Here is an 11,389-nt window from a genome sequence, read left to right on the forward strand (position 1 = left end):
AGCGGCTGAGGCCGAACAGTCGCGACACTCCGGCATGGCGGTGTCGGGCAGGCTGTGTGGAGTAGAGGCAGCCATCGAGGCGTATCAACGCATCAATGCTCTTGATCGCAGCCTGAGCGACTCCGACGCTCAGCCGCGCCGCCGCCGCGCGCGTCCCGTCCGGGCAGCCTTGGCCCGCTTGGCGGCGAACCGCACGCCTCCGGGGCTCTCCCCGACCTCGACCCGCACCACGGTGGACATGGGGTCCACGACACCTTCTCCCACATGCAGGATGGACGTCTCCACCGCACCCAGCTTGGTCAGCGCCGCAGCCGAGGCCTTCAGCTCCTCCTCGGCCGTGTCGCCCTTGAGGGCGAGCATCTCGCCGTACGGGCGCAGCAGCGGGATTCCCCAGGTGGCGAGGCGGTCGAGCGGAGCAACGGCGCGGGCCGTCACCACGTGCACCGGCTGCAACTTGCCCATGACCTCCTCGGCCCGGCCGCGCACGACGGTGACATGGTCCAAGCCCAGCAGCTCCACGACCTCCGTCAGGAAGTTCGTGCGCCGCAGCAGGGGCTCCAGAAGGGTGATCTTCAGGTCGTCCCGCACGAGCGCCAGCGGAATGCCAGGCAGGCCCGCACCCGAACCGACGTCACACACCGTGACACCCTCGGGCACGACCTCGGAAAGCACCGCGCAGTTCAGCAGATGCCGCTCCCACAGGCGGGGAACCTCGCGTGGGCCGATCAGGCCTCGCTTCACCCCCGCTTCGGCGAGCAGCTCCGCGTAGCGGACCGCGTCCGCGTAGCGATCGCCGAACACGTCGTGTGCTTTGTCGGGCGCAGGGGGGAGCTCCGCTGCCTCCGTCACGGGGACCGTCCTTCCGTACGACACCGGCGCGCCAGTCGCCGCTACCAGAACCACCAGAACTATCAGGCTGACAAAATTCGGCCCCGCCTGCGCAACAGACGGGGCCGGAGAACGTGAGGACCGATCAGGCGGGAAGGACGACGACGAAGCGCTCCGGCTCCTCGCCCTCGGACTCGCTGCGCAGCCCCGCGGCCTTGACCGCGTCGTGCACGACCTTGCGCTCGAAGGGCGTCATGGGCTTCATGCGCACGGACTCGCCGCTGCTCCTGACCTCGGCCGCGGCCTTGGCCCCCAGCTCGGACAGCTCGGCGCGCTTCGTGGCCCGGTGGCCCGCGATGTCGAGCATCAGACGGCTGCGGTCGCCGGTCTCCCGGTGCACGGCCAGGCGCGTGAGCTCCTGGAGGGCCTCCAGCACCTCACCGTCCCGGCCGACGAGCTTCAGCAGGTCACGGCTGTTCGTGTCGCTGATGATCGAGACGGACGCACGGTCGGCCTCGACGTCCATGTCGATGTCGCCGTCGAGGTCGGCGATGTCGAGCAGACCCTCCAGGTAGTCCGCAGCGATCTCGCCCTCCTGCTCGAGGCGCGTCAGGGTGTCTGCGCCCTCGGCGGCGGCGGAGGTGGTGCCTTCCGTCACGGGATGGACTCCTTCTTACTTCTTCGACGGGGACTTGGGCCGCTGCGGGCCCTTGCGCTGTCCGGACTGGGCCTTGCTGCGGCCACCGCCACCGGACTTCTGAGCCGGCTTCCTGGCGGCACCGGCGGGATTGGTGTCCTGCTTGCCGTCCTGCGGCTCGTCCGACTTGGTCAGCGAGGTCTTGGGCTCGGCTTCGCCGGCAGCCTTCGTGGACTGGCGCTGGGACTTGCTCTGCCGCTTGGGCTGCTGACGCTTCGGCGTGGCGGCGGTGCCCACGGTCGTGCCGTCCTCGGCCTGGGCGGCGACGGCGGTGTCGCTCTTCACCACGGTGCCGTCGGTCTGGGCCGCCAGGCCCGCCTTGTTCAGACCGTTGATGAACTTGCGCTCGAACTCGTTGCGGTCCCGGCCCTTGGCGACGATGGCCTTCACGATCGCCCGTTCACCACGCCCGCGCGTCTTGCCGTTCTGGGTGACGCTCTTGTGCAGGCGCTCCAGGTAGGCGGCCTGGGCCTTGGAGCCCGGCGTCGGGTTGTTGCGGATGACGTACATCTGCTGGCCCATGGTCCACACGTTGGTGGTCAGCCAGTAGACGAGGACACCGACGGGGAAGTTGATGCCGAAGACGGCGAACATGACCGGGAAGACGTACATCAGCATCTTCTGCTGCTGCATGAACGGCGTCTTCACGGTGGTGTCGACGTTCTTGGTCATCAGCTGGCGCTGCGTGAAGAACTGCGACGCCGACATCAGCACGATCATGATCGCGGTGACGACACGGACGTCCGTCAGCGAGGACCCGAGGGCTTCCACCTTGGAGGAGCCGTCGGTGAACTTCGCGGCCAGCGGCGCGCCGAAGATGTGGGCCTTCTGGGCACTCTCCAGCAGGCGTTCGTTGATCACACCGATGGTGTCGTTCGACGCGATGCTGTTGAGCACGTGGTACAGGGCGAAGAAGAACGGCGACTGCGCCAGGATGGGAAGGCACGAGGAGAGCGGGTTGGTACCCGTCTCCTTGTACAGCTTCATCATCTCTTCGGACTGGCGCTGCTTGTCGTTCTTGTAGCGCTCCTGGATCTTCTTCATCTCCGGCTGGAGCGTCTGCATGCCACGCGTCGCCTTGATCTGCTTCACGAAGAGCGGGATCAGGCAGATGCGGATGAGAATCACCAGGGACACGATGGACAGGCCCCAGGCCCATCCCGTGTCAGGGCCGAAGATGGCGCCGTACACGCTGTGGAACTGGACGATGACCCAGGAGACAGGTGTCGTGATGAAGCTGAAGAGGCTGGCAATCGTGTCCACTAATCATGCTCCTTGGGCATGGGACTGGGTCTCTGCGGCCGGGCTCGTAGGACCGGGCGGACTCGCGGGAGAAGCCTGTCCTTCGATGGCCGGTTCGGCGGCGGAGGGCCCGCCCTTGCGTGCACGCCACGCGCCGCGCAGCGCTTCGTGCCACCGCGGGCGCCTGCGCTGCGGGACATGGTCCACACCGCCCGGCGACCACGGATTGCACCGCAGGATGCGCCAGGCGGTGAGCGCCGTGCCCTTGATGGCCCCGTGCCGGTCGATGGCCGTGTAGCCGTAGTGGGAGCACGACGGGTAGTACTTGCAGACCGGCCCCAGGAGCGGACTGATCGTCCACTGGTACAGCTTGATCAGAGCCAGCAGCGGGTACTTCATCGCGCGCCCCCTCCCGTGAGCCGCTCGATGGCGGCGTCCAGGTCTCGGGCCAGCTGTGCATGGTCGGCGTCACCCGCACCGGGCAGCGCTCGTACGACTACCAGGCTACCGGGGGGGAACAGGTCGATCCGGTCGCGCATCAGATGGCGAAGCCTGCGCTTCACCTTGTTGCGCACCACCGCGCCACCGACAGCTTTGCTCACGACGAAACCCGCACGTGTCGGGGGAGCGCTCTCCCCAGGCGCGTGCGGGTCCGTGGCACCGCTTCGGTGGTGGACGACGAGGGCCGGACGGCCGGCCCGGCGGCCTCGTCGTACCGCGGTCGCGAAGTCCTCGCGCCGCCTCAGCCGGTTCTCGGTGGGCAGCACGATGTCATGACCTGACCGGGATCAGGCGGACAGACGGGCGCGACCCTTGCTGCGGCGGGTCGCGAGAATCGCGCGGCCGGCACGGGTGCGCATACGCAGCCGGAAGCCGTGGGTCTTGGCGCGACGACGGTTGTTCGGCTGGAAGGTGCGCTTGCTCACTCGGGGGCTCCAGAAAGAATCGGGGTTGGCGGGGTGCCGTCCTGGCTGTCACCGTGCGCCCACGAGTAGCTCGCGTTACGCCCGAGTGCACCGCTTTTCGATCACCTGACGTGACCTGTGCCCATCGGAGGCAGGCGGCAGCAGCCATCGACAACTCGACCTGGTTACGGTACGTGCGACTGCGCCATTCGGTCAAACCAGCGGTGACCGGGAGACACTTGTCCACAGGCTGGGGACAACAACTTGAACCCTACCCGCCGCGCTGACTACCGTGGCTGAACTCCGATTCGTTCCCTTATCCCTGCCCCACCCGAGTTTCATCCCGACCCGTCCCCGGATCACACCTTCGAGGGACTCGTGAGAGAGCGTGCCCTGTGGCTGACGTACCTGCCGATCTTGCCGCAGTGTGGCCACGCGTACTGGAGCAACTCCTCGGGGAGGGCCGCGGGCAGGGCGTCGAGTCGAAGGACGAGCACTGGATCCGGCGCTGCCAGCCCCTCGCGCTGGTCGCCGACACCGCCCTGCTCGCCGTACCGAACGAATTCGCCAAGGGCGTACTGGAAGGGCGTCTCGCCCCCGTCGTCAGTGAGACGCTGAGCCGCGAGTGCGGCCGGCCCATCCGTATCGCGATCACCGTCGACGACACCGTGGGCGAGCCCGCGGCCCCTGCACCGCAGGCGCCGCCCGCCCGGCCCCAGCCCCGCTACGAGGAGCCCGAGCTTCCGGCTCCCGGCCCGGGTCAGGGCGGCCGCGACGAGTACGAGGGCTACGGCCGCCACCGCGCCGACCAGCTCCCCACCGCCCGCCCCGCCTATCCGCAGGAGTACCAGCGCCCCGAGCCCGGCTCGTGGCCGCGTCCGGCGCAGCCCGACGACTACGGCTGGCAGCAGCAGCGCCTCGGCTTCCCCGAGCGCGACCCCTACGCGTCGCCGCCGCAGGACGGCTACGGCCAGGAGCCGTACCCGCAGGATCCGTACTCCCAGGACTACCGGGCGCAGTCACCGGAGCGCCCGCCGTACGACGCGCAGCGCGGTGAGTACGACCAGCCGCGCAAGGACTACGACCGCGGCGACTACGACCAGCCCCGCAAGGACTACGACCGGGGCGACTACGACCAGCCCCGAAGCGACTACGAACAGCAGCGTGGCGACTACGAGCAGCGCAGGCCCCGCCGCGACCTGCCGGAGCCGCCCTCGGCCACGGGGCACGTGCACCGCGGCGGCCCCGTCGGGCCCGGCCCCACCACCGGCGCCCCGGGCCCGCTGGCGGCACAGCCCGCGCCGGCGACCGGACCGGGCGAGCCGACCGCGCGGCTGAACCCGAAGTACCTCTTCGACACCTTCGTCATCGGCGCCTCCAACCGCTTCGCCCACGCGGCGGCCGTCGCCGTCGCGGAGGCGCCCGCCAAGGCGTACAACCCGCTGTTCATCTACGGGGAGTCGGGACTCGGCAAGACCCACCTCCTGCACGCCATCGGGCACTACGCCCGCAGCCTCTACCCCGGCACGCGCGTGCGCTACGTGAGCTCCGAGGAGTTCACCAACGAGTTCATCAACTCCATCCGCGACGGCAAGGGCGACAGCTTCCGCAAGCGCTACCGCGAGATGGACATCCTGCTCGTCGACGACATCCAGTTCCTGGCGGACAAGGAGTCGACACAGGAGGAGTTCTTCCACACCTTCAACACGCTCCACAACGCCAACAAGCAGATCGTGCTCTCCTCCGACCGGCCGCCCAGGCAGCTGGTGACGCTGGAGGACCGGTTGCGGAACCGCTTCGAGTGGGGCCTGACCACCGACGTCCAGCCGCCCGAGCTGGAGACGCGCATCGCGATCCTGCGCAAGAAGGCGGTGCAGGAGCAGCTCAACGCCCCGCCGGAGGTGCTGGAGTTCATCGCCTCCCGGATCTCGCGCAACATCCGCGAGCTGGAGGGCGCGCTGATCCGGGTGACGGCCTTCGCCTCGCTCAACCGGCAGCCGGTCGACCTGGGCCTGACGGAGATCGTCCTCAAGGACCTGATCCCGGGCGGTGAGGACTCGGCCCCCGAGATCACGTCGACGGCGATCATGGGCGCGACCGCCGACTACTTCGGCCTCACCGTCGAGGACCTGTGCGGCACCTCGCGCGGGCGCGCGCTGGTGACGGCCCGGCAGATCGCCATGTACCTGTGCCGTGAGCTGACGGACCTCTCGCTGCCGAAGATCGGCGCGCTGTTCGGAGGCCGGGACCACACCACGGTGATGCACGCCGACCGCAAGATCCGCAATCTGATGGCCGAGCGGCGCTCCATCTACAACCAGGTGACCGAGCTGACCAACCGCATCAAGAACGGCTGACGGCCGCGGGCCGACGCGTTCCCGCACCCACTCCATGAGGCGCCTCCGGGGAGACCCGGGGGCGCCTTCTCCGTGCCCGGCACCCGCGGGCCACCTCCAGCGCGCCCTGTCCCGTCCCTCCCGCCCGCTCCACCCCTCGCGCGGGGCCCGGGACCGTCGCCGCGCGCCCCCGGCCGGACTCCTGCCCTCTCTCGGCCGGTCCTCCCGCCCGTCCTCGGCGCACCCCGCCCCGCTACCGCCGCATCCAGGCTGTTCGAATACTCGCCGGGTTACGGCCGCCCTCCACAGATTCGGTGACTTTTTCCCGTCCACACCTTGGGGACCGGGAAGTTGTCCCAAGCCTGTCCACAGGCCAGGGTGATGGGAGACGATCAGGGCAGGTCAGCCTCCTGTGGATTCGTGGACGAACGATCTCCACAGGCTGTGGACAACAAAATGATCCACAGGCTGTGCATCGAGTTGTCCACGGGCAACCCACAGGCTGGAGCGGGTTGTCCCCAGCGATCACCCGCTTCTCCACATGCCTGTCCACTGTTCGGCAACGTGACGCGCCTCCTCACCGGGTCGAGTGAAAGGCGTCACACCGAGGTGCCAGAGGGGGCTGTGGGAAAGACGCGCAAACCTGGGGACGGGTCTGGGGAGAAGTCGCCGTTCCCTGTGCACGGAGTGTGCAGAACTTTCCGTTCTCCACAGAAGTGCCCGGTTGTCCACCGGCTCCGCCCACAGGGGCAGTGGACAAAATTCCTGCGCTGACCTGGGAAAACGAGGTTATCCACGGTATCCACAGGCCCTACTACTACTCCCGACTAGAGAGAGTGCGGAATCCGTTTCGAAGCGGGACCTGTGCACAACTCGGCCTCTCGAGCCCGACCGCCCCTCGGCACGACTTGACCCCGAACGGCACCTACTGTCAGTGGGGTGCGTCAGACTGGTCCCCGGTGTTCTGCCCCCGAGGGGGACCGACGACACCGACTCAGACGACGAAAGCCAGGCAGGGCGAGCAGCGCCGGCAACAGCAGGAGGCGGCAACAGTGAAGATCCGGGTGGAACGCGACGTACTCGCGGAGGCGGTGGCCTGGGCGGCCCGCAGCCTTCCGGCCCGTCCGCCGGCGCCGGTCCTCGCGGGCCTGCTGCTGAAGGCCGAGGAGGGGCAGCTGAGCCTGTCCAGCTTCGACTACGAGGTCTCCGCGCGGGTTTCGGTGGAGGCGGAGGTCGAGGAGGAGGGCACGGTCCTCGTCTCCGGCCGCCTGCTCGCGGACATCTCCCGCGCGCTCCCCAACCGGCCGGTGGAGATTTCCACAGACGGTGTACGGGCGACGGTGGTCTGCGGTTCCTCGCGGTTCACCCTCCACACCCTGCCGGTCGAGGAGTACCCGGCGCTGCCGCAGATGCCGGAGGCCACGGGCACCGTCCCCGGTGAGGTGTTCGCCGCGGCCGTGCAGCAGGTCGCCATCGCCGCGGGCCGCGACGACACGCTGCCCGTGCTCACCGGTGTGCGCATCGAGATCGAGGGCGACTCGGTCACGCTGGCCTCCACCGACCGCTACCGCTTCGCGGTCCGCGAGTTCCTGTGGAAGCCAGAGAACCCGGAGGTCTCCGCGGTCGCCCTGGTGCCCGCCAAGACGCTCCAGGACACGGCCAAGGCGCTGACCAGCGGCGACCAGGTGATCCTCGCGCTGGCCGGTTCCGGTGCGGGCGAGGGGCTGATCGGCTTCGAGGGTGCGGGCCGGCGGACCACGACGCGTCTGCTGGAGGGCGACCTCCCGAAGTACAAGACGCTGTTCCCGACGGAGTTCAACAGCGTCGCGGTGATCGAGACCGCCCCCTTCGTGGAGGCCGTCAAGCGCGTGGCCCTGGTGGCGGAGCGCAACACTCCCGTGCGACTCAGCTTCGAGCAGGGCGTGCTGATCCTGGAGGCCGGTTCCAGCGACGACGCACAGGCTGTGGAGAGGGTCGACGCGCAGCTGGAGGGCGACGACATCTCGATCGCCTTCAACCCGACGTTCCTGCTGGACGGCCTGAGCGCGATCGACTCCCCGGTGGCCCAGCTGTCCTTCACGACGTCCACGAAGCCGGCGCTGCTCAGCGGCAAGCCCGCCCTGGACGCCGAGGCGGACGAGGCCTACAAGTACCTGATCATGCCGGTGCGGCTGAGCGGCTGAGCGGCCGACGCTTCGAGGGGCGGCCCCGGACCGTCCACAGGCTGGGGACGAAACCGCAGATGAGGGCGTGCGTCTGAGCGCGTACGCCCACAACTGTGCACGGACGTCCGGGTTTAGGCTCGGCGCGGGTACGAAAGTGCCGCGGCACGCATCCGGTGGTTCAGGACGTGCCGTCCCGCCCCCTCGCACACCTAAGGAAAGCAACTGATGGAGCTCGGTCTCGTCGGCCTCGGCAAGATGGGCGGCAACATGCGCGAGCGGATCCGCCGCGCGGGCCACACCGTCGTCGGATACGACCGCAATCCGGACCTCGCCGACGTCCACAGCCTGGAAGAGCTCGTGGGCAAGCTGGAGGCCCCCCGCGTGGTCTGGGTCATGGTCCCGGCCGGCGAGGCCACCCAGGCCACCGTCGACCGGCTCGGCGAGCTGCTCGAGCCCGGCGACGTCGTCGTCGACGGCGGGAACTCCCGCTGGACGGACGACGAGAAGCACGCCGAGGAGCTGGCCGCCAAGGGCATAGGCTTCGTCGACTGCGGCGTCTCCGGCGGCGTGTGGGGCCTGGAGAACGGCTACGCGCTGATGTACGGCGGCGACGCGGAGAACGTCGCCAAGGTGCAGCCGGTCTTCGACGCCCTCAAGCCGGAGGGCGACTTCGGCTCCGTGCACGCCGGCAAGGTCGGCGCGGGCCACTTCGCGAAGATGGTCCACAACGGCATCGAGTACGCGATGATGCAGGCCTACGCCGAGGGCTGGGAGCTGCTGGAGAAGGTCGACTCCGTGGAGAACGTCCGCGAGGTCTTCCGCTCCTGGCAGGAGGGCACGGTGATCCGCTCCTGGCTGCTGGATCTGGCCGTCAACGCGCTCGACGAGGACGAGCACCTCGGTGACCTGCGCGGTTACGCACAGGACTCCGGTGAGGGACGCTGGACGGTGGAGGCCGCGATCGACAACGCGGTGCCGCTGCCGGCGATCACGGCGTCGCTGTTCGCGCGGTTCGCGTCCCGGCAGGACGACTCGCCGCAGATGAAGATGATCGCCGCGCTGCGCAACCAGTTCGGCGGTCACGCGGTCGAGAAGAAGTAAGCAGCACCCAAGGGTTGGGAGGTCGGCGCACCACCATGCACGTCACGCATCTGTCGCTGGCCGACTTCCGCTCGTACGCCCGGGTCGAGGTGCCCCTGGACCCGGGCGTCACCGCCTTCGTCGGCCCGAACGGGCAGGGGAAGACGAACCTCGTCGAGGCGGTCGGCTATCTCGCCACCCTCGGCAGCCACCGCGTCTCCTCCGACGCCCCCCTGGTCCGCATGGGCACCGAGCGTGCGGTGATCCGCGCCCAGGTCCGCCAGGGCGAGCGGCAGCAGCTGATCGAGCTGGAGCTGAACCCGGGCCGGGCCAACCGGGCCCGGATCAACCGATCCACCCAGGTCAAGCCGCGTGACGTGCTCGGCATCGTGCGCACCGTCCTGTTCGCCCCGGAGGACCTCGCGCTGGTCAAGGGCGACCCCGGGGAGCGCCGACGCTTCCTGGACGAGCTGATCACCGCCCGCTCGCCGCGGATGGCCGGAGTGCGCTCCGACTACGACCGGGTCCTCAAGCAGCGCAACACCCTGCTGAAGTCGGCCGCGCTCGCGCGCCGGCACGGCGGGCGCACGATGGACCTGTCCACGCTCGACGTCTGGGACCAGCACCTCGCGCGCGCGGGTGCCGAGCTGCTCGCGCAGCGCCTGGACCTGATCGCCGCCGTGCAGCCGCTGGCCGACAAGGCGTACGAACAGCTGGCTCCGGGCGGCGGACCCGTCACTCTGGAGTACAAGCCGTCGGCGCCCGGTGAGGCGCACAGGCGCGAGGACCTCTTCGAGCAGCTGATGGCCGCCCTGGCCGAGGCGCGCAAGCAGGAGATCGAGCGGGGCGTCACCCTGGTGGGCCCGCACCGGGACGACCTGCTGCTCAAACTCGGTGAGCTGCCCGCCAAGGGATACGCCTCCCACGGCGAGTCCTGGTCGTACGCGCTGTCGCTGCGGCTGGCCTCGTTCGACCTGCTGCGTGCCGAGGGCAACGAGCCGGTGCTGGTGCTCGACGACGTCTTCGCCGAGCTGGACGCGCGGCGCCGCGAGCGGCTGGCGGAGCTGGTGGCGCCCGGCGAGCAGGTACTGGTGACGGCCGCGGTCGACGACGACGTACCGGACGTGCTGGCGGGGGCGCGGTACGCGGTGGCCGAGGGCACGGTGGAGCGCGTATGAGCGCGGACGGAGCGGAACCCGGGAAGTCCTCCGGTGACAGCGCCGGTCAGCCGGAGCCGTCCGGCGTCGACCTCGCGCGCGTGGCGCTCAGGGCGGCGCGTGAGGCGGCACGCGCGCGGGGTGACGCGGCGCAGCAGAAGCAGCAGGCCCGGCGCGGCGGTCTGCGCTCGGGTGCGCGCGCGGACGGCCGCGACCCGATGGCGCTGGGGTCGGCGATCAACCGGTTGATCACCGAGCGCGGCTGGGAGACGCCGGCGGCGGTCGGCGGGGTGATGGGGCGCTGGCCGCAGATCGTCGGTGAGGACGTGGCCAAGCACTGCGTGCCGGAGCGGTACGACGAGGACGAGCGGGTGCTGGTCGTCCGCTGTGACTCGACGGCCTGGGCGACGAACTTGAGGCTGCTCGCGCCCACGCTGGTGGCGCGGCTCAACGAGGATCTGGGCCATGGTTCGGTACGGGTGATCAAGGTGCTGGGACCCGGCGGTCCCGGGGGCCCGGGTCGCCGTTACGGCCCGTTGCGCGCGCCGGGCAGCAGGGGTCCGGGCGACACCTACGGGTGATCTGACACCCCGTCAGGGGTGGGTGATGTACCTCACATAAATGGGCGTCAGCGGTCGGTGTGAACCGCTGGCGCCCTCTTCGTCGTACAACCGCACACGGTTGCGAATCGGGTTCTGACTCCCAAGTAGCCAAGGGTTGACGTCTCGAAGCGCTGAGTGCCGTCGTGAGCCTCTTGAGGCCCCCTTCCCTATATCGGGAGTCGGACGAGCACGGTTCAGGGCGGCACATGCGGACTCAGGTACCGGCAAACCCCCATCAGTGTCAGTGCTACCGGTAGAATGGAAGGCAATCCCGCCCCGAACGTGGGGACCGTCCGGGAGTAGCTGAGCAACGCTGATCAAGGCTTACCAACGCAACATGCCGCAGCCGCTCCGGCAATCCGCCGACGAGCCCGGCT

The 11,389-nt window shown here is 69.4% G+C and carries 11 protein-coding genes; 5 read left to right on the forward strand and 6 right to left on the reverse strand.

Features of this window, described 5'->3' with window-relative positions:
• Positions 1–129: 129 nt before the first annotated feature.
• From rsmG to rpmH, 6 genes are all read right to left on the reverse strand, one after another.
• Positions 130–849, reverse strand: a complete 720-nt coding sequence (gene rsmG / locus ACZ6EG_RS09055) for a 16S rRNA (guanine(527)-N(7))-methyltransferase RsmG (RefSeq protein WP_361015972.1) — start codon at positions 847–849, stop codon at positions 130–132.
• 124 nt (positions 850–973) lie between these two features.
• Positions 974–1,486 carry a Jag family protein gene (locus ACZ6EG_RS09060; RefSeq protein WP_356602634.1) on the reverse strand — a complete coding sequence of 171 codons (513 nt, stop codon included), beginning with the start codon at positions 1,484–1,486 and terminating at the stop codon, positions 974–976.
• Between the two features lie 15 nt (positions 1,487–1,501).
• Positions 1,502–2,788 carry a membrane protein insertase YidC gene (gene yidC / locus ACZ6EG_RS09065; protein ID WP_391971754.1) on the reverse strand — a complete coding sequence of 429 codons (1,287 nt, stop codon included), beginning with the start codon at positions 2,786–2,788 and terminating at the stop codon, positions 1,502–1,504.
• A 3-nt stretch (positions 2,789–2,791) separates the two neighbouring features.
• Positions 2,792–3,166, reverse strand: coding sequence for a membrane protein insertion efficiency factor YidD (gene yidD, locus ACZ6EG_RS09070; protein WP_391971755.1), 375 nt, complete (start codon positions 3,164–3,166; stop codon positions 2,792–2,794).
• Positions 3,163–3,534 (reverse strand): ribonuclease P protein component, encoded by a 372-nt coding sequence (gene rnpA / locus ACZ6EG_RS09075; RefSeq protein WP_079030275.1) that lies wholly within the window; start codon positions 3,532–3,534, stop codon positions 3,163–3,165. Before rnpA ends, yidD begins: the two co-directional genes overlap by 4 nt.
• A gap of 21 nt (positions 3,535–3,555) precedes the next feature.
• Positions 3,556–3,693: a 50S ribosomal protein L34 gene (gene rpmH, locus ACZ6EG_RS09080; RefSeq protein WP_003975051.1), complete on the reverse strand. Its 138-nt coding sequence runs from the start codon at positions 3,691–3,693 to the stop codon at positions 3,556–3,558.
• A gap of 374 nt (positions 3,694–4,067) precedes the next feature.
• On the opposite strand from rpmH, the gene dnaA reads away from it, so the two are divergent.
• From dnaA to ACZ6EG_RS09105, 5 genes are all read left to right on the forward strand, one after another.
• Positions 4,068–6,029: a chromosomal replication initiator protein DnaA gene (dnaA, locus tag ACZ6EG_RS09085; RefSeq protein ID WP_391971756.1), complete on the forward strand. Its 1,962-nt coding sequence runs from the start codon at positions 4,068–4,070 to the stop codon at positions 6,027–6,029.
• A 1,031-nt stretch (positions 6,030–7,060) separates the two neighbouring features.
• Entirely contained in the window at positions 7,061–8,191 is a 1,131-nt protein-coding gene (gene dnaN, locus ACZ6EG_RS09090; RefSeq protein WP_356602625.1) for a DNA polymerase III subunit beta, read from the forward strand.
• Positions 8,192–8,398: 207 nt separating this feature from the next.
• A complete protein-coding gene (gnd, locus tag ACZ6EG_RS09095; protein WP_063482514.1) occupies positions 8,399–9,274 on the forward strand; it encodes a phosphogluconate dehydrogenase (NAD(+)-dependent, decarboxylating) in 876 nt (291 codons plus the stop codon).
• A 35-nt stretch (positions 9,275–9,309) separates the two neighbouring features.
• Positions 9,310–10,431, forward strand: coding sequence for a DNA replication/repair protein RecF (gene recF / locus ACZ6EG_RS09100; RefSeq protein ID WP_391971757.1), 1,122 nt, complete (start codon positions 9,310–9,312; stop codon positions 10,429–10,431).
• Complete coding sequence (locus ACZ6EG_RS09105) at positions 10,428–10,991, forward strand: DciA family protein (protein WP_391971758.1); 564 nt, start codon at positions 10,428–10,430, stop codon at positions 10,989–10,991. Before recF ends, ACZ6EG_RS09105 begins: the two co-directional genes overlap by 4 nt.
• Positions 10,992–11,389 lie beyond the last annotated feature (398 nt).

This window comes from Streptomyces sp. NPDC041968 (genome assembly GCF_055589025.1).